This is a genomic window from Pseudomonas sp. UW4 (assembly GCF_000316175.1).
Taxonomy (GTDB): domain Bacteria; phylum Pseudomonadota; class Gammaproteobacteria; order Pseudomonadales; family Pseudomonadaceae; genus Aquipseudomonas; species Aquipseudomonas laurylsulfatiphila.
Map to the genome: position 1 here is coordinate 2,330,409 of NC_019670.1, position 16,041 is coordinate 2,346,449.

Consider the following 16,041-nt stretch of genomic DNA (forward strand, 5'->3'; position numbering starts at 1 on the left):
TTTTTCATGGACTCGCCCTCGCTGTCGTTGGCTGTTTAGACTGTCACCGTGGCGCATTGACGCCTCGGCTTGGGCGAGTCCATCCAATTACAGGGGATCACGTACGCATCAGAATCAGGCCGGCCGGTACGCCGCCTCGTAAGGCTTCGTTCCGGTTCTGCGCAGTGGGCAACCCGGCATGGATGGCGACTGGCTCTGTAGGAGCGAGCTTGCTCGCGAAAAACCCGAGAGCACCGCGGGGTGTCAGGCTCCCCGCATCATCGTTGACCTCCATCGCGAGCAAGCTGAACATTTACTGTGGGAGCGAGCCTGCTCGCGAAGAACGATGACGCGGTATACATGAAAAAGCGGGGATAAAAAAACCAGGATGTGGCGAGGGGGCTTGCCCCCGTTGGAGTGCGAAGCACTTCCAAAGTACTCGACTATTGCCGAGATTCTGGGGCTGCTGCGCAACCCAACGGGGGCAAGCCCCCTCGCCACAGTTGTCCAGACGGCGACGGATCTTCGTGGGTCCCCGCGCCGTCTGTTGAACGCTTTAAGCCCGTTCGAGCGCCAGTGCCACGCCCTGACCGCCACCGATGCACAGGGTGGCGAGGCCTTTTTTGGCGTCACGCTTGAGCATTTCATGCAGCAGGGTCACCAGTACGCGGCAACCCGAAGCACCGATCGGGTGGCCCAGGGCGATGGCGCCGCCGTTGACGTTGACCTTGTTCAAGTCCCATTCCAGGTCCTTGGCCACCGCCAGCGATTGCGCGGCGAAGGCTTCGTTGGCTTCAACCAGGTCAAGCTGGTCGACGTTCCAGCCGGCCTTGTCCAGGCAACGACGGGTGGCCGACACCGGGCCGATGCCCATGATCGCCGGGTCAACGCCTGCGTTGGCGTAGGCCGCGATTTTCGCCAGTACCGGCAGGCCCAGGGTCTTGGCCTTTTCGGCGCTCATCAGGATCACGGCGGCGGCACCGTCGTTCAGCGACGAAGCGTTACCGGCGGTCACCGAACCGTCCTTCTTGAAGGCCGGCTTGAGCTTGCCCAGGGATTCGGCGGTGGTGCCGGCCCGTGGCTGCTCGTCGGTGGCGAAGGACAGCGGATCGCCCTTGCGCTGCGGGATCAGGATCGGGGTGATTTCATCGACGAAGCGCCCGGCTTCGATGGCGGCCACGGCTTTCTGTTGCGAGGCAGCGGCGAACGCGTCCTGCTGCTCGCGAGTCAGGCTGTACTTCTCGGCCAGGTTCTCGGCGGTGATACCCATGTGGTAGTCGTTGAACGCGTCCCACAGGCCATCGCTGATCATGGTGTCGACGATCTGCGCGTGGCCCATGCGCAGGCCGGTGCGCGCGCCGGGCATGACGTAGTTGGCCAGGCTCATGTTTTCCTGGCCGCCGGCGATGATCACCTCGGCATCGCCGCAGCGAATTGCCTGGGCGCCCAGGTGCAGGGCCTTGAGGCCCGAACCGCAGACCTTGTTCAGGGTCATGGCCGGTACGGCGAAGGGCAGGCCGGCCTTGATCGCGGCCTGGCGCGCAGGGTTCTGCCCGGCGCCGGCGGTCAGCACCTGACCCATGATCACTTCATCGACTTGCGCAGGGTCCAGGCCGGTTTGCGCCATCAACTGGCGGATCACCGCAGCGCCCAGGTCAACGGCAGAAACATTGGCCAGGGAACCCTGGAAACTGCCGATCGCGGTGCGCGTGGCGGCAACAATGACGACTTCTTGCATGGAATGATTCCTCATTGGGCAGCGAACTGCATTTCCGGAACGTGGTCCGGGACGATCAGTTTACCAGCGGTCTTGGCGACGATTTCCTCGACGCTGACGCCAGGTGCGCGTTCCTTGAGGACAAATGCGCCATTTTCGATTTCCAGGTAGGCGAGGTCGGTCAGCACGCGCTTGATGCACCCGGCGCCGGTCAGCGGCAGGCTGCATTGGGACAGCAGCTTGGACTCACCGTCCTTGGACGCGTGGGTCATGATGACGATGATGTTGTCTGCGCCGGCCACCAGGTCCATCGCGCCGCCCATGCCCTTGACCAGCTTGCCGGGGATCATCCACGAGGCGATGTTACCTTGCACGTCCACTTCGAAGGCGCCCAGTACGGTCAGGTCGACATGACCACCGCGGATCATCGCGAAGGACTCGGCCGAGGAAAAGATCGAAGCGCCGATGCGCGCGGTCACCGTTTGTTTGCCGGCGTTGATCATGTCGGCATCGATGGTTTCTTCAGTCGGGAACGGACCCATGCCCAGCAGGCCGTTTTCCGACTGCAGCATGACTTCCATGCCTTCAGGGATGTAGTTGGCGACCAGGGTCGGAATGCCGATGCCCAGGTTCACGTAGAAGCCGTCCTGCATTTCGCGGGCGACGCGTTGAGCCATTTGTTCGCGGGAAAGTGCCATTGTCGTTATTCCTTGATTCGGTCCGGGGGCAGGGGATCACTTACGCACGGTGCGCTGTTCGATGCGCTTCTCGAACGTGCCGCAGATGATCCGGTCGACGTAGATGCCAGGGGTGTGGATCTGCGCCGGGTCCAGCTCGCCGGGTTCGACGATTTCTTCGACTTCGACCACGGTGATCTTGCCGGCGGTGGCGGCCAGCGGGTTGAAGTTCTGGGCGGTGTGGCGATAGATCACGTTACCGAAATGGTCGGCTTTCCAGCCTTTGACGATGGCGAAGTCGCCGGTGATGGACTCTTCCATCAGGTACTTGCGGCCATGGAATTCGCGCACTTCCTTGCCTTCGGCAACCGGAGTGCCGACGCCGGTGGCGGTGAAGAAGGCCGGAATGCCGGCGCCGCCCGCGCGCATTTTCTCGGCGAGGGTGCCTTGCGGGGTCAGGATGACTTCGATTTCGCCCTTGAGCAGTTGCTCTTCGAACAGCTTGTTTTCGCCGACGTAGGACGCCACCACTTTGCTGATCTGGCGGTCGGTCAGCAGTACGCCGAGGCCGAAACCGTCGACGCCGCAGTTGTTGGAGACCACGGTGAGGTCGCGAGTGCCCTTGCGCTTGATCTCGGCGATCAGGTTTTCCGGGATGCCGCACAGGCCGAAGCCGCCAGCGATCACGGTCATGCCGTCTTCAAGACCTGCCAACGCTTGCTCATAGGAACTCACGCGCTTGTCGAAACCTGCCATATGCACCTCTTTTATTCTTTGTGGGCGGCTGGCTAGCCGAATGGGAAGGAGTGTCTCGCCGAAGTATTCATTTGTTAAGTTGATTTTTAAGGTTGATTAATAGATAAAACTCAACAAACCGCTGCTTTCTTGCAGCTCCAGGCTTGTAGCTTACAACTGGAAGCGAAGCGACCATGACCATTAAGCAGATCCGCGCCTTTCTCGCCGTGGCCCAGAGCCTGAGCTTTGCCGTGGCCTGTGAACGCCTGCACCTGTCGCAATCGGCCCTGAGCCTGACCATCAAGGCGCTGGAAGAGGGCCTTGGCGGACGCCTGTTCACCCGCAACACGCGCAACGTGGCGCTCACCGCCGAAGGCGAATCCCTGGTGCCGCTGGCGCGCCGGTTGATCGCCGACTGGGACAATGTCGAGGACGAGCTGCGTCAACGCTTCACCCTGCAGCGCGGTCGCGTGACCCTGGCGGCGATGCCGTCGTTCGCCGGCAACCTGCTGCCGCCGATCCTCAAGACCTTCCGCGCCCGTTACCCGAACGTCAACGTGACGGTCAATGACGTGATCAACGAGCAGGTGCTGGAAATGGTCCGTGACCGCCAGGTTGAACTGGGGGTGGCGTTCGAGCCGACCCAGAGTTCGCCGCTGCAATTCACGCCGTTGTACATCGATCGATTCGTGGCGGTGGTGCCCCTGGATTCAGCGCTGGCCGAACTCGATGACATCGATTGGCAGACCCTGCTCAAGGAGCCGTTCATTACCTTGCAGCGACCTTCCACCGTGCGGGTCATGCTTGAAGAGCACCTGCAGGCCCGCGGCATGAAGCTGTCGGTGGAGTTTGAAAGCCATCAACTGGCGACGGTCGGACGCATGGTCGCCAGCGGCCTGGGTGTGAGCGCGGTGCCGGCCTTGTGTGCCGGGCAGATGCGTGAGCTGGGCGCGCGCTGCATTACCTTGCGCGATCCGGTGGTGGAGCGGGCGCTTGGTGTGTTGACGTTGCCCGGGGGGGAGCTGTCGGCGGCGGCGCAGGCGTTGTTTGATGTGCTGAAGGAGGAAAAATTTGGGGAAAAGCTTCTCTGACATGAGCGCCGGCCCCTGTGGGAGCGAGCTTGCTCGCGAAGGCGGAGTGTCAGCTACATCAATGTGGTTTGACCCACCGCTTTCGCGAGCAAGCCCGCTCCCACAGTTTTCTGGGTTGATCAGGAAGACAGGCGTTGGGCCAACAAGGGCAAGAGCTGCTCGCACGACCCCTCGATCTTCATATCCAGAATGTCATCCGCCCGGGTCTTGCCTAGGTTGATCGCGATCAACGGCTTGCCCTGATCCACCACCGCCCGGCACAGGCGAAACGCCGAATAGGCCATCAACGAAGACCCGATCACCAACAACCCGGCCGCTTGTTCAATGGCCGCCATCGCCTTGGCCGCCGTGGCTTGCGCGACGTTTTCACCAAAAAACACCACATCCGGCTTCATCCGTTCCCCGGCGCAATGGGGGCAATGCGGGACCTGGAAACGGGCCTCGAAGGCCGCGTCGAGCAGGGTGTCGCCATCCGGCGCCTGTACCGCGTCGACGCCGGCCAGGTAGGGGTTGCGGGTTTCCATCAAGCGCTGGATCGAGTCGCGCTCGCAAAGCCTGCCGCAATCGAGGCACAACACCCGGTGCAAACTGCCGTGGAGTTCGATCACGTCATGGCTGCCGGCCTGGTCATGCAGGGTGTCGACGTTCTGGGTGATCAACCCGTTGATCTGTCGCGTACCCTGCAGCCGGGCCAGGGTGTCGTGGGCCACGTTCGGCTGCGCCAGGCGCACCCGTGGCCAGCCGAGCATCGCCCGCGCCCAATAGCGTCGCCGTGACTCGGGGGCTGAGAGAAACTCCTGGTACATCATCGGCTGCCGGCCCCGTCGCACGCCCTGATTGTCACGATAATCGGGGATGCCCGACGGTGTGCTGATGCCGGCCCCGGTCAGCACTGCAAACGGCGCGTCGGCCATGCGTTGATGGAGGCGCTCGAGTTGTTCGTGGATCAGGCTGTCGAGCATGCTGGAAAACCTGTAGGAGCGAGCTTGCTCGCGATGGTCGTCAACGATAACACTGTAAGCCTGACACCCCGCGGCGTGCTCGCGCTTTTCGCGAGCAAGCTCGCTCCTACAGGGGGGGTGGCGGGGGTTATTTACGTGCCTCCAGAATCAGGTTGAACGGCGTCTCCGTGGCCCGACGAAAACGGCTGAACCCGGCCTCGCTGAACACCTTGCGCAACCGCGCTTCACCGGCCTGGGCACCCAGCCCGAGGCCGACTTCCTGGGACAGCGAGTTGGGCGTGCAGACAAAGGTCGACGCCGCGTAGAACAAGCGTCCGACCGGGTTGACGTTGTCGTCGAGCAAGTCATTGGCGTAGGGCTCGACCAGCAGCACCGTGCCGTCCTCCTTCAACGATTCATAGGCATGTCTGGCCGCACCCACCGGGTCGCCCATGTCGTGCAGGCAGTCGAAGTAGCAGACCAGGTCATAGTCGTTGCCGGGGTAGCTTTTTGCCGTGCCCTGGAAGAACCTGGCCCGGCCGGACACACCGCCTTCTTCGGCCCGTTGGGTGGCGACGGTAATGGAGGGCGCGTGGTAGTCGAAGCCGACGAAGCGCGAATCCGGAAATGCCTGGGCCATGATCACCGTCGAGGCACCGTGACCGCAGCCGATGTCCGCCACTTTGGCCCCGGCTTGCAGTTTGGCCACCACGCCGTCGAGGGCCGGCAACCATTCGGCGATCAAGTGGGCTTTGTAGCCGGGGCGGAAGAAACGCTCGGTGCCGCTGAACATGCACGGGTGATGCTCGCCCCATGGCAGGGCGCCGTTGCCGCGCATGGCGTTGACCAGCTTGTCCTTGTCGTGGAAAAACGACGCGACCACGCCTATGCCTCCGGCGATATAGACCGGTGAGTCTTCGATGGCCAGGGCCAGGGCTTGCTCCTCCGGAAGGCGGAACTGGCCGTCCTGGTGTTCCATGTAGCCGGAGGCAGCGTGGGCGCTGAGCCATTCGCGCAGCAGGCGGGTGTTGCAGCCGGTTCTCTCGGCGAGGGTTTCGGGGGTGATGGGCTGGCTGTCGGCCATTGCCCGGTACAGGCCGAGCTCTTCGCCGAGGATGACGTTGGCGAGCATCGCCGCGCCGCCCATGTCATTCACCAGTTTGCCCATGAAATCGTTGAGTCTGGCCTCGTCCATCACGTGTGCTCCTTTGGCAGGATCACGGTCCAGAGGCATCGTTTGGCGAGGCATGCGCCGCTGGGCGGTGGTCGTGGGGATGTGCAGGGCACCAAGCGGGTCCTGTGTGCATTAAGTCTAGTCCGGGGCGTGTGTACTGCTGTCTGGAGCGACGAAAGTCCTCATGATTGACACTAAACCCCTGTGGGAGCGGGCTTGCTCGCGAAAGCGGTGGCTCGGCCAACATCGCTTCTGAATGTGCCGGCCTCTTCGCGGGCAAGCCCGCTCCCACAGGATCAGCGGAGCCTGCAAGGATCGTGTGTATCCCACTGTATCCAGACCCCTTCTTGACACAATGACCTCTTATTCCAGCCCCAGCCAAACACAGTCCCGATACACCCCTTCGATTAACTGTGTCTCGAGGCGGGCACCGGCCCGCGCCATTGGACACAGGCGAGATCGACACCATGCAGACATCCATTCCCCCCGTAGCCAAGGCCAGCGCAGGGCTTGGCCTGCGTCGCGGATTACTCAAAGACCTGCAAGCGGCCCCTGTTGGCAGTTTCGACTTTCTGGAGGTCGCGCCGGAAAACTGGATCGGCATTGGCGGCGCCCATGGTGCGGCGCTGCGGGCACTGGCCGAGCGTTATCCGTTGTCCTGTCACGGCTTGTCCCTGTCCCTGGGTGGACCGTCGCCGCTGGACGTCGATTTTCTGCAGGAGGTTCGCAGCTTCCTTGATCACTACCACGTGCCGCTGTACAGCGAGCACCTGAGTTACTGCAGCGATGACGGTCACCTGTACGACCTGTTGCCGCTGCCGTTTACCGAAGAAGCGGTGCACCACGTCGCCGCGCGTATCCGCCAGGCCCAGGACATCCTCGGTCGGCGCCTGGCGGTGGAAAACGTCTCTTACTACGCCGCCCCCCAACAGGACATGGACGAGGTGACGTTCACCAATGCGGTGTTGCGCGAGGCTGACTGCGACCTGTTGCTGGACGTCAACAACGTCTACGTCAACTCGATCAACCACGGTTTCGATCCCCAGGCGTTTCTCGCCGGTATCGATGCGGGACGGGTGGTGGCCATGCATATCGCCGGGCATTTCGATGAGTCCGATACTTTGAAAATCGATACCCATGGCGCCTCGGTGAAACCGGCGGTGTGGTCGTTGCTGGCCCAGGCCTACGCCCGGTTCGGTGCGCAGCCGACCTTGCTGGAGCGCGATTTCAATTTTCCGGCATTCGCCGAACTGGTGGCGGAACTGCAGACCATTCGCCGCCTGCAGCAGGAGGGGATGAACCGTGGATAAGTCGAGCCTTGTGCAGCAACAAACCACCATGGGCCTGTATCTGCGCGACCCTGAGCACAACGCACCACCCACCGAAATGGACCCGGCGCGGGCACAGGTTTATCGCGATCTGGTGTTCGCCAACCTGTCTTCATTGCTCAGCGGAACCTTTCCGGTCCTGGTGAAGATTCTGGGCGATGAACACTGGCGTTCGCTGGTGCGGATTTTTCTGCGGGACTACCGCGCCCGCACGCCGAAATTCGGTGAGATCGCTCAGGAGTTTGTCGAGTTTCTAGCCAGTGAACCTACGACGTTGGCCGATGGTTCGTGGCCGCCGTTCATGGTGGAGCTGGCGCATTACGAGTGGGTGGAAATGGCGCTGCAACAATCTGAAGCCGAGCCTGTGGCTGCCGGTGATGTGGCGTTGCTGCTGGATCGGCCCTTGCAGGTGTCGCCCCTGGCCTGGCCGTTGGCGTATGCCTGGCCGGTGCAACAGGTGGGGCCGGATTACCAGCCGGACGTTTTACCGGCTCAGCCGACGTTGTTGCTGGTGCGTCGCGCCGAGGACTGGAGTGTGAAGTTTTCCGGGTTGAGTCCGTTGGCGTGGCGGTTGTTGCTGCTTGTTGGCGAGTTTCCCGAGTTGACCGGGCGTGAGCTGTTGCAGGGGTTGGCGGTGGAGGCTGGGGCGGTGGGGGCTTCGGAGTTTCTCGAGGGTGGGTTGGTGTTGTTGCGGCAGATGCATGGGGAGGGGGTTGTGGGGGTTGTTGATTGAGTACATATCCGTTTCTTCGGTAACGGCGGCTGGCGGTTTCGCCCTTACGGCGAGTCACTTTTAACAAGCGCCTTAAAAGTAACCAAAAGCGCTCGCCCCTTACGTACGGCCCCTCGCTGAGGCTCGGGGTTCCTTCGCTCCGGTGTCCATCCGGGGGCATTGCCCTCCGGTCGGCTTCGCTTCGACCTACATGCAATGAGTTCGACTGCGTCGAACGGCGCTGCGCGCCCATCCCCGGATGAACACCTCCACTCAGCCTGCCGAGGGGGCGGGTGGATCAAGATCAAGAGCGGCAGGCGAGCTAACGCTCGGCCTGTTGAGTGGTGGAGCCTTATGGGCGACCAATCTCTTACGGCTAAACACGCTCCCTGTAGGAGCTGCCGCAGGCTGCGATCTTTTGCTCTTGATCTTCCGCTCTTTCGACATTGTCAAAAATCAAAATCAAAAGATCGCAGCCTGCGGTGCTCCTACAGGGAAACGCATCAGAACCAGGTCGGCCGGTAGGCACCTGTGGGAGCGGGCTTGCCCGCGAAGGCGGCCTTGCAGCCGAACATTTTCTACCGCTGGCCCAACATCCTTATACTCCCCCAGCCAATCCTTCCTACCCCGGCAATCTCAACTCCGCACACAACCCACCCCCTTCCCGATTGCTCAAGGTCAACGCCCCTCCAATCGCTATCGCCAGTTGCTGGGCAATCGCCAACCCCAACCCGGTGCCGCCGGTGCTGCGGTTGCGGGAGTTTTCCACGCGGTAGAAGGGTTCCATCACGTGCTTGAGTTCTTCTTCGGCGATTCCCGGGCCGCGGTCGAGGATCTTGATCGACAGCTTGCCGTCGGCCTGTTTTTCCACGCGCAACTCGGCAGCTCCGGCAAATTTCAAGGCGTTGTCCGTCAGGTTGACCAGCACCCGGCGCAGGGCGTGAGGGCGGGTATCGATGACGGTGGAGCTCTTGCCTGTGAGTTGAACGTCCTTGCCCATGTCCTGGTAGTCGAACACCAGACTGTCGAGGAACGAGTCGAGGTCGGTGCGGCGGCTTTCTTCGGTGGCGCCGTGGATGCTGCGGGCGTAGGCGACGCCTTCGCGCACCAGGTGTTCCATCTCGCCCAGGTCGTTCCACAGTTTGTCTTTTTCGCTGGAGTCGTCCATGAACTCGGCGCGCAGTTTCATGCGGGTGATCGGGGTTTGCAGGTCGTGGGAGATCGCTGCGAGCAATTGCATGCGTTCCTTCAGGTACGCCGCGATGCGTGCCTGCATCGCGTTGAAGGCCTTGGCGGCGTGGGCGACTTCGGTCGGGCCTTTTTCGTCCAGGAGTACGGGGTGGGCGTTGGGGTCCAGAGTTTCGACGGCCTCGGCGAGGCGGGTGAGGGGGCGGATGGCAATTCTGACCGCCAACCAGGAACAGGCGAGCATCAGTGCCAGTTGCCCGAGCAACACGAAGGGCAGCCAGGGCGACAGCGGTACCATTGCCGGGCGGAGGTCGATGGTCAGCGGGTTGCCATCCGCCAGGTTCAGGTGCACCTGGAAGTGTTTTTTCGGCCCGGGAATCTCAGTAAAGGTCATCGGGTAATCGTGGCCGATGGCGTCCTTGATCGAGGCGATGGCAATGGGCGCATCGGGCATGTCGGTGCGGATGGGCGTGCCCGGCGAACCCTCGTTGAGCAGGTAACTGTAGTTGCGCCGCTCCAGTTGTTTGAGCCAGGCGGCTCGTTCATCGGCGGGCAAGCGGTCGAGGATGGCAACGGAGGTGGAAACATCGGTTTCCAGGTTGCCGAGCATGGTGTTTTTCGAGGATTCGTAGCGTTCGTAGTACTGCGCACCGAAGGACAATGCCTGAGCGAGGATCAGGCCGATCAGGAAAATCAGCGACAGCCGCGAAGCCAGGGTCCGCGGCCAAAGCAGCGCCTGCGTCATGATGGGTCGCCCAGAATTTCCACCGGCAGGGAAAACACATAGCCTTCGCTGCGCACGGTCTTGATGTAGGCCGGTTCGCGGGCGTCGTCGAGCAGGCGCTGGCGCAGGCGACTGACCAACAGGTCGATGGAACGGTCGAACAGATCGGCGTCGCGGCCTTGGGTCAGGTTGAGCAGTTGATCGCGGTTGAGCACCCGTTGCGGATGGTCGAGAAACACCCGCAGCAATCGATATTCGGCGCCGCTCAGGGCGACCATGGTGCCGTCTTCATCGAGCAGGTGACGGGCCGAGGTGTCCAGGCGCCAGCGGCCGAAGGCCAGCAGGCGGCTGGCTTCGGTCACCACCAGGTTCGGCGGCAGCATGCGGGTGCGTCGCAGCACCGCGTTGATCCGCGCCAGCAGTTCACGGGCAGCGAAGGGTTTGACCAGGTAGTCGTCGGCGCCCATTTCCAGGCCGAGGATGCGGTCGGTTTCATCGTTGCGTGCAGTGAGCATCAGCACCGGCGTGGTCTTGTGTTTACCGGCGCGCAATTCGCGGCAGAGCAGCAGGCCATCGTCCCCCGGCATCATGATGTCCAGCACGATCAGGTCCACCGGGGTGGTTTCCAGAAACGCGCGCATCTGCCGTCCATCCGCCACGACGGTGGTGCGCAGGCCGTTCTTCTTCAGGTAGTTGCCTACCAGCTCGCGGATTTCGCGGTCATCGTCAACGATGAGGATGTGATCAACGTGATCCATTGGGCCAAACCTCTGATGAATGGGGATTGCCACACAGTCTATCGAGCCTGGGCGGGGTCGCCTGTCGCCCTTTGTATTGCAGTGTATCCGGCCTGCCTGCGGATACACACGAAGGCAAAAAAAGCCGATTTCAGGGGGTTTGTATTGCTCTGTATCTGCGCCCGGTTCTGATACGTACCGATTGATTCACGCCGATTTCCGACACAGACGAGATACCTCGCAGGCTTTTAATTGGTTCCATCGAGGCAAACCAGACCGCCTCGGATCTGTTGAAACCTTGAGGAACTCGCCATGAACACCAAAGCCGTCTACGCCGCTTGCCTGTTTGCCGCCCTGAACATCTGCACCCTGTCGGCCCGCGCCGAAGCCGATGTTGCGCCAAAAACCTACACCTACGGCAGCCATCTTGACATCAGCAAAGTGGTTTCGCTGACCGAGGACGCAACGCCTTCCTGCGGTGTGGTCAATGCACGGCTGACGTACCTCGACTCCCAGTCGAAAACCCAGGTGCTGGATTACAGCAAGTTCGCCGATCACTGCAACTCGGAAAACTGAGTGTTGCGATCAACGCCCGCCTAATCCCATTGAATCAGGAAGGACATCATGAATAACGTATCCCGCTTTCTTACCGCCATCGCCTTTTCCGTCGCCGGTGCTGCGGCTCATGCCAACGCCGCCGTCGAGCAAAGCACCTGCGCCAGCAACACCTGCTTCCAGCTGACGCCCTTGGCAGAGAAGGGCACCCAGGGCTTGCTGGCACAAGACGGTGCCAGCCGCACGCCTCAGGGACAGTTGCTGGATGAACAGACAGCTTGAAAACACCCCAATCCACTGTGGGAGCGAGCCTGCTCGCGAAAGCGATTGTCCGGTCAATGATGTGTCGCCTGACCCGACGCCATCGCGAGCAGGCTCGCTCCCACACTGGCTATGTGTCGCCCTCTAATTGTATTAGGTGATCCCATGTTACTCATCGCTTTCCTGGGCGGCATATTGACCGTCCTCAGCCCGTGCATCCTGCCGGTCGTGCCATTTTTGTTCGCCGGGGCCGACCGCACACGCGCCTCGATCCTGCTGACCCTCGGCGGCATGGTCCTGACCTTCGCCCTGGTCTCCAGCCTGGCGGTGGTCAGCAGTGAGTGGGTGATACAGGCCAGCAACACCGGCCGACACGTCGCCCTGTTCGTGATGGTGCTGTTCGCCCTGTCGCTGATTTCCGCCCGGGTCGGTGACTGGCTGGCGCGCCCCTTCGTGCTGCTGGGCAATCGCATCGACCCGGACTCGCGCAAGATGTCCGGGCCGCTGGCGTCGATCATGATCGGTGTCGCTACCGGGCTGCTCTGGGCACCCTGCGCCGGGCCGATCCTCGGGGTGATTCTCACCAGCGCCATGCTGCAGGGCGCGAATGCCGGTACCAGTCTGTTGCTGGTGGCCTATGGCGCGGGCAGTGCGTTGTCCCTGGGCGTCTTGATCTTTGCCGGGCGTGGCCTGGTCAATCGCTTGAAACCGTCGATTCCGGTCACTGGCTGGCTGCGCCGGGGCGCGGGGGTTGCGGTGCTGGCCGGTACGGCGGTGATCGCAACGGGGGCCAACGACCTGTTGCTGGCCAACACTTCATCGGAAGGTGTCAGCCGTGTCGAGAAAAACGTGCTGGAGACCGTGCCGAAAGTCGTCGATTACCTGGTCAGCAAGGTCAAGGCCGACAGCACCATGGGCAACGCCCAGGGCGCAATGCCGTCGTTGTCCGGCGCGGTGGACTGGATCAACTCACCGGCACTGACCAACGAAGCCCTCAAAGGCAAGGTGGTGCTGGTGGACTTCTGGACCTTCGACTGCATCAACTGCAAGCGCACCCTGCCGTACGTGAAGGACTGGGCGAAGAAATATGAAAAGGACGGACTGCTGGTGATCGGCGTGCACACGCCTGAATACGGCTTTGAACGCATCATCGACAATGTCAGGGACAAGGTGAAGGAATACGGCATCACCTACCCGGTGGCGATCGACAATAACTACGCGATCTGGCGCAACTTCGACAACCAGTACTGGCCGGCGCACTACATCATCGATGCCAAGGGGCAGGTGCGTTACACCCACTTCGGTGAAGGCAGCTACGACACGCAGGAGAAAGTGATCCAGCAATTGCTGGAGGAGGCCAAGGCCAGCGCGCCAGCGGCTTGAACCGTTTGATCAATGGCTCACAGGTCCCGCGCCATGAGCCATTGATCTTTTTCCCATGCCTGAAAACGCTCCAGTACCACCCAGCCGCGCCTGGCGTAATAAGCGCTCTGGTCCTGGGTGTGCAGGTAGATCCTCTTCTCGCCGTTGGCTTTGGCTTGCGCGCAAATCCCTTCGATCAAACGCTCCGCCAAGCCCTTGCTGCGTGCCTCGGGAGTGATGAACACGCAAGCGAGCCAAGGCCCCAGATCCGGGCGATGGGCCAGATCGGCCCTGGCCAGCGCTGCACCGCCCAACAGTTCGTTGTGGTCGAGGGCGATCAGGCACTTCCAGTCGCCGTTGTCTTGGCCTTCGGCAAATTCCCGTTGCCAGTCGGGCAGGGGCTGTCCGGCGTATTCGTAGTGGAACTGCCGGTGGATCCACGAAGCGAATGTGTTGCTGTGCTGCCTATGTCGAGCAAGCCAGTCCAGGCGGGGTGCCATGTGATGAGTCCTTTCAAGTTCAGTCGCAGGGTAGCGAGAGTAGCGGGCTCGGACAGGACTGTCGCCCCCATTGGTTTAGTGACCGCTCAATTGGCTCGAGGCCGCCTGACCACGTCGCCACGCCGCCGGCGGTGCACCGAACTCGCGACGAAAGGCGCGGCTGAAGGCGGTATCGGTCTGGTAGCCGACTTCCTCGGCGATGCGCGTCAATGAGTTGTTGCTGCTGCGCAACAGGTTGGCGGCGAGCAACATCCGCCATTGCGTCAGGTACTGCATCGGCGACACCCCCACCAGTTGCTGGAAGCGCTCGGCCAACACCGATCTTGAAGTACTGGCGGTGCGCGCCAGTTCGTCCAGCGTCCAGGCGTGGCAGGGTTTTTTGTGCAAGGCGTTGAGGGCGGCGCCGACGATGCGGTCGCGTACACCGGCCAGCCAGCCGGTGCGACCTTCGCCCTGTTCGTTCATGTACAGGCGCAGCACTTCGATGAACAGCACTTCGGCGAGTTTGGCCAGGACCCCTTCGCCGCCGGGGCGGGGGGAGCGGGCTTCGGCGAGGGCGTAGCGCACGGAGGATTCCAGCCAGATACCGGCACTCGAACCGCGCACGTTGACCCGCACCACGGGTGGCAAGCCCTTGAGCAACATGCCCGCCAGGCGCGTGTCGCACGCCAGGTAGCCGCACACCAGGCGGGTGACCGCGCCACCGCCGCCATAGCTCAGTTGGCGTGGCCGGCGTGCCAGCACCGCATCCAGTCGCGCACCCGTGGCCGGGGGCAATCCGGGTCGGGAGCACATGCGATGGGCGTCGCCCTGAGGGAAGATCACCACGTCGCCGGCGCTCAGCAGCAGCGGCGGGTCATCGCCCAGCTCGACGTAGCACTCGCCATCGGTGATCAGGTGAAAGATCACCACTCGTTCCGCATCGGGCTCCAGGAACGGCGCGGCCGTGTCGGCGCTGGGCGACTGGTAGCACCAGGGCGCGGTGAACCGTGCGTTGATGAAGATCGCGCCGACCAGGTGCACCACCCGCAGGGTCTGTGACAGAGCGTCCATAGGGATTTCCCCGTGACAGGATTCCTGATTGTGAACGCGTCGGCGCGCCGTGTGGAATCTCCGGACGATCGGGCAGGCTTGGGCGACGATCGGGCAGGACGCCAGCGCCCGTCAGGACGATAGTTTGATCACAGGGTGAGAGCCGCCCTGTCATCCAGAACAACAAAGAGAGGTTGCCATGCCTAAGTTCGTCATTGAACGTGAGATCCAGGGCGCCGGAGCTCTGTCGGAAAGGGATTTGAAAGCCGCTTCGCAAAAGTCCTGCCGGGCGTTGCGTGAGTTGCCAGAGGTGCAGTGGCTGCAGAGCTATGTCACCGGTGACAAGCTCTACTGCGTGTACATCTCGCCGAACGAGGCGCAGATCCAGGAGCATGCCAGGATCAGTGGTTTTCCCGCCAACCGCATTTCCCAGGTCATGAACATCATCGACCCGACGACTGCGGAGTAACCGCGATCAGGCCCGATTCGTGTTTCAACCCAGAGACTACCTCCATGAGTACACCCATTGATCTGACTGCCTTGAAAAACCGTCAAATGGCCTCCTGGGCCAGCGGCGACTACGCCGTGATCGGCACCACCCTGCAAATCGTCGGCGAGCAACTGGCCGAAGCCTGCGACCTGTTGTGCGATGAGCGCGTGCTCGACGTCGCCGCCGGCAACGGCAACGCGACCCTCGCGGCCGCGCGCCGAGGCTGCAAGGTGACGTCCACCGACTATGTCGCCGCCTTGCTGGAGCGCGGCGAAGAGCGGGCCCGGGCAGAACGCCTGAACGTCGCTTTCCAGGTCGCCGATGCCGAAGCCTTGCCCTTTGCCGACGCCAGCTTCGACGCCGTGCTTTCCACTTTCGGTGTAATGTTCACGCCGGACCAGCCCAAGGCCGCCGCGGAGCTGGCGCGAGTCTGCCGCCCGGGCGGGCGGATCGGCCTGGCCAACTGGACACCGGAAGGCTTCGTCGGCCAGATGTTCAAGACCCTGGGCCAGCACCTGCCACCGCCGCCGGGAGCGAATCCGCCCTCGCGCTGGGGCACCGAAGCCTGGCTGCACGAGCACTTCGACGAGCGGGACTTCCTGCTGCAGGTGACGCGCCGCACGTTCAATTTCCGCTATCGCTCGGCGGCGCATTTCATCGACACCTTCCGCCAGTGGTACGGACCGGTGCACAAAGCCTTCGCCGCACTGCCCGCGGACGGCGCCAAGGCCCTGGAAGCGGACCTGACCGAGCTGATCAACCGGATGAACCGGGCGGGTGACAAGTCGCTGGTGGTGCCGAGTGAGTACCTGGAGGTGGTGATTACGCGGCGGTGAAG

17 protein-coding genes and 1 pseudogene are annotated in these 16,041 nt (G+C 62.4%); 8 read left to right on the forward strand and 10 right to left on the reverse strand.

All coding sequences use genetic code 11. The features are described from left to right. Positions 1 to 196: 196 nt before the first annotated feature. The 4 genes and pseudogenes from PPUTUW4_RS30180 to PPUTUW4_RS10180 all read right to left on the reverse strand — a co-directional run. Positions 197 to 292 (reverse strand): annotated as a pseudogene (locus PPUTUW4_RS30180) (outer membrane lipoprotein carrier protein LolA); the annotation flags it as partial. Positions 293 to 535: 243 nt separating this feature from the next. Further along, positions 536 to 1,717 carry an acetyl-CoA C-acetyltransferase gene (locus tag PPUTUW4_RS10170; RefSeq protein ID WP_015094553.1) on the reverse strand — a complete coding sequence of 394 codons (1,182 nt, stop codon included), beginning with the start codon at positions 1,715 to 1,717 and terminating at the stop codon, positions 536 to 538. A gap of 11 nt (positions 1,718 to 1,728) precedes the next feature. Next, the gene (locus tag PPUTUW4_RS10175) at positions 1,729 to 2,394 is read right to left on the reverse strand and encodes a CoA transferase subunit B (RefSeq protein ID WP_007975748.1); all 666 of its coding nucleotides are present in this window, start codon (positions 2,392 to 2,394) and stop codon (positions 1,729 to 1,731) included. Between the two features lie 36 nt (positions 2,395 to 2,430). Then, positions 2,431 to 3,129 (reverse strand): CoA transferase subunit A, encoded by a 699-nt coding sequence (locus PPUTUW4_RS10180; RefSeq protein WP_015094554.1) that lies wholly within the window; start codon positions 3,127 to 3,129, stop codon positions 2,431 to 2,433. Positions 3,130 to 3,302: 173 nt separating this feature from the next. On the opposite strand from PPUTUW4_RS10180, the gene PPUTUW4_RS10185 reads away from it, so the two are divergent. After that, entirely contained in the window at positions 3,303 to 4,199 is an 897-nt protein-coding gene (locus PPUTUW4_RS10185; protein ID WP_015094555.1) for a LysR family transcriptional regulator, read from the forward strand. A 119-nt stretch (positions 4,200 to 4,318) separates the two neighbouring features. On the opposite strand, the gene PPUTUW4_RS10190 is transcribed toward PPUTUW4_RS10185, so the two are convergent. Then, positions 4,319 to 5,161 carry an NAD-dependent protein deacetylase gene (locus PPUTUW4_RS10190; RefSeq protein WP_015094556.1) on the reverse strand — a complete coding sequence of 281 codons (843 nt, stop codon included), beginning with the start codon at positions 5,159 to 5,161 and terminating at the stop codon, positions 4,319 to 4,321. A gap of 127 nt (positions 5,162 to 5,288) precedes the next feature. After that, the gene (locus PPUTUW4_RS10195; RefSeq protein WP_015094557.1) at positions 5,289 to 6,335 is read right to left on the reverse strand and encodes a class I SAM-dependent methyltransferase; all 1,047 of its coding nucleotides are present in this window, start codon (positions 6,333 to 6,335) and stop codon (positions 5,289 to 5,291) included. Positions 6,336 to 6,781: 446 nt separating this feature from the next. On the opposite strand from PPUTUW4_RS10195, the gene PPUTUW4_RS10200 reads away from it, so the two are divergent. Next, positions 6,782 to 7,624, forward strand: a complete 843-nt coding sequence (locus PPUTUW4_RS10200) for a DUF692 domain-containing protein (protein ID WP_015094558.1) — start codon at positions 6,782 to 6,784, stop codon at positions 7,622 to 7,624. Continuing rightward, on the forward strand, positions 7,617 to 8,375 hold the full coding sequence (locus PPUTUW4_RS10205) for a putative DNA-binding domain-containing protein (RefSeq protein ID WP_015094559.1): 759 nt from the start codon (positions 7,617 to 7,619) through the stop codon (positions 8,373 to 8,375). The genes PPUTUW4_RS10200 and PPUTUW4_RS10205 overlap by 8 nt, the downstream gene beginning before the upstream one ends. Before the next feature lie 601 nt (positions 8,376 to 8,976). Here the strand turns inward: PPUTUW4_RS10205 and PPUTUW4_RS10210 are convergent. Both PPUTUW4_RS10210 and PPUTUW4_RS10215 read right to left on the reverse strand, forming a co-directional pair. After that, positions 8,977 to 10,287 (reverse strand): ATP-binding protein, encoded by a 1,311-nt coding sequence (locus tag PPUTUW4_RS10210; RefSeq protein WP_015094560.1) that lies wholly within the window; start codon positions 10,285 to 10,287, stop codon positions 8,977 to 8,979. Further along, complete coding sequence (locus PPUTUW4_RS10215; protein ID WP_015094561.1) at positions 10,284 to 11,024, reverse strand: response regulator; 741 nt, start codon at positions 11,022 to 11,024, stop codon at positions 10,284 to 10,286. Before PPUTUW4_RS10215 ends, PPUTUW4_RS10210 begins: the two co-directional genes overlap by 4 nt. A gap of 291 nt (positions 11,025 to 11,315) precedes the next feature. Here PPUTUW4_RS10215 and PPUTUW4_RS10220 point away from each other — a divergent pair, with 291 nt between their 5' ends. From PPUTUW4_RS10220 to PPUTUW4_RS10230, 3 genes are all read left to right on the forward strand, one after another. After that, the gene (locus PPUTUW4_RS10220; protein ID WP_015094562.1) at positions 11,316 to 11,579 is read left to right on the forward strand and encodes a DUF2790 domain-containing protein; all 264 of its coding nucleotides are present in this window, start codon (positions 11,316 to 11,318) and stop codon (positions 11,577 to 11,579) included. A 48-nt stretch (positions 11,580 to 11,627) separates the two neighbouring features. After that, positions 11,628 to 11,840 (forward strand): hypothetical protein, encoded by a 213-nt coding sequence (locus PPUTUW4_RS10225; protein ID WP_015094563.1) that lies wholly within the window; start codon positions 11,628 to 11,630, stop codon positions 11,838 to 11,840. Between the two features lie 144 nt (positions 11,841 to 11,984). Next, positions 11,985 to 13,202 carry a cytochrome c biogenesis protein DipZ gene (locus PPUTUW4_RS10230; protein WP_015094564.1) on the forward strand — a complete coding sequence of 406 codons (1,218 nt, stop codon included), beginning with the start codon at positions 11,985 to 11,987 and terminating at the stop codon, positions 13,200 to 13,202. A 17-nt stretch (positions 13,203 to 13,219) separates the two neighbouring features. Here PPUTUW4_RS10230 and PPUTUW4_RS10235 read toward each other — a convergent pair whose 3' ends face one another. Together PPUTUW4_RS10235 and PPUTUW4_RS10240 are read right to left on the reverse strand one after the other, a co-directional pair. Then, a complete protein-coding gene (locus PPUTUW4_RS10235; protein WP_015094565.1) occupies positions 13,220 to 13,681 on the reverse strand; it encodes a GNAT family N-acetyltransferase in 462 nt (153 codons plus the stop codon). A 75-nt stretch (positions 13,682 to 13,756) separates the two neighbouring features. Further along, entirely contained in the window at positions 13,757 to 14,734 is a 978-nt protein-coding gene (locus PPUTUW4_RS10240; RefSeq protein WP_015094566.1) for an AraC family transcriptional regulator, read from the reverse strand. 178 nt (positions 14,735 to 14,912) lie between these two features. Here PPUTUW4_RS10240 and PPUTUW4_RS10245 point away from each other — a divergent pair, with 178 nt between their 5' ends. Continuing rightward, positions 14,913 to 15,182 carry a DUF4242 domain-containing protein gene (locus PPUTUW4_RS10245; RefSeq protein WP_015094567.1) on the forward strand — a complete coding sequence of 90 codons (270 nt, stop codon included), beginning with the start codon at positions 14,913 to 14,915 and terminating at the stop codon, positions 15,180 to 15,182. Between the two features lie 44 nt (positions 15,183 to 15,226). Continuing rightward, positions 15,227 to 16,039: a class I SAM-dependent methyltransferase gene (locus PPUTUW4_RS10250; RefSeq protein ID WP_015094568.1), complete on the forward strand. Its 813-nt coding sequence runs from the start codon at positions 15,227 to 15,229 to the stop codon at positions 16,037 to 16,039. Positions 16,040 to 16,041 lie beyond the last annotated feature (2 nt).

What these genes read in the sequence shown, in the direction of transcription:
- PPUTUW4_RS10190 (WP_015094556.1), bottom strand. Translation starts at nt 5,161, where the DNA reads ATGCTCGACAGCCTGATCCACGAACAACTCGAGCGCCTCCATCAACGC.
- PPUTUW4_RS10210 (WP_015094560.1), bottom strand. Translation starts at nt 10,287, where the DNA reads ATGACGCAGGCGCTGCTTTGGCCGCGGACCCTGGCTTCGCGGCTGTCG.
- PPUTUW4_RS10225 (WP_015094563.1), top strand. Translation starts at nt 11,628, where the DNA reads ATGAATAACGTATCCCGCTTTCTTACCGCCATCGCCTTTTCCGTCGCC.
- PPUTUW4_RS10180 (WP_015094554.1), bottom strand. Translation starts at nt 3,129, where the DNA reads ATGGCAGGTTTCGACAAGCGCGTGAGTTCCTATGAGCAAGCGTTGGCA.
- PPUTUW4_RS10250 (WP_015094568.1), top strand. Translation starts at nt 15,227, where the DNA reads ATGAGTACACCCATTGATCTGACTGCCTTGAAAAACCGTCAAATGGCC.
- PPUTUW4_RS10170 (WP_015094553.1), bottom strand. Translation starts at nt 1,717, where the DNA reads ATGCAAGAAGTCGTCATTGTTGCCGCCACGCGCACCGCGATCGGCAGT.
- PPUTUW4_RS10215 (WP_015094561.1), bottom strand. Translation starts at nt 11,024, where the DNA reads ATGGATCACGTTGATCACATCCTCATCGTTGACGATGACCGCGAAATC.
- PPUTUW4_RS10240 (WP_015094566.1), bottom strand. Translation starts at nt 14,734, where the DNA reads ATGGACGCTCTGTCACAGACCCTGCGGGTGGTGCACCTGGTCGGCGCG.
- PPUTUW4_RS10220 (WP_015094562.1), top strand. Translation starts at nt 11,316, where the DNA reads ATGAACACCAAAGCCGTCTACGCCGCTTGCCTGTTTGCCGCCCTGAAC.
- PPUTUW4_RS10195 (WP_015094557.1), bottom strand. Translation starts at nt 6,335, where the DNA reads ATGGACGAGGCCAGACTCAACGATTTCATGGGCAAACTGGTGAATGAC.
- PPUTUW4_RS10200 (WP_015094558.1), top strand. Translation starts at nt 6,782, where the DNA reads ATGCAGACATCCATTCCCCCCGTAGCCAAGGCCAGCGCAGGGCTTGGC.
- PPUTUW4_RS10235 (WP_015094565.1), bottom strand. Translation starts at nt 13,681, where the DNA reads ATGGCACCCCGCCTGGACTGGCTTGCTCGACATAGGCAGCACAGCAAC.
- PPUTUW4_RS10245 (WP_015094567.1), top strand. Translation starts at nt 14,913, where the DNA reads ATGCCTAAGTTCGTCATTGAACGTGAGATCCAGGGCGCCGGAGCTCTG.
- PPUTUW4_RS10185 (WP_015094555.1), top strand. Translation starts at nt 3,303, where the DNA reads ATGACCATTAAGCAGATCCGCGCCTTTCTCGCCGTGGCCCAGAGCCTG.
- PPUTUW4_RS10175 (WP_007975748.1), bottom strand. Translation starts at nt 2,394, where the DNA reads ATGGCACTTTCCCGCGAACAAATGGCTCAACGCGTCGCCCGCGAAATG.
- PPUTUW4_RS10230 (WP_015094564.1), top strand. Translation starts at nt 11,985, where the DNA reads ATGTTACTCATCGCTTTCCTGGGCGGCATATTGACCGTCCTCAGCCCG.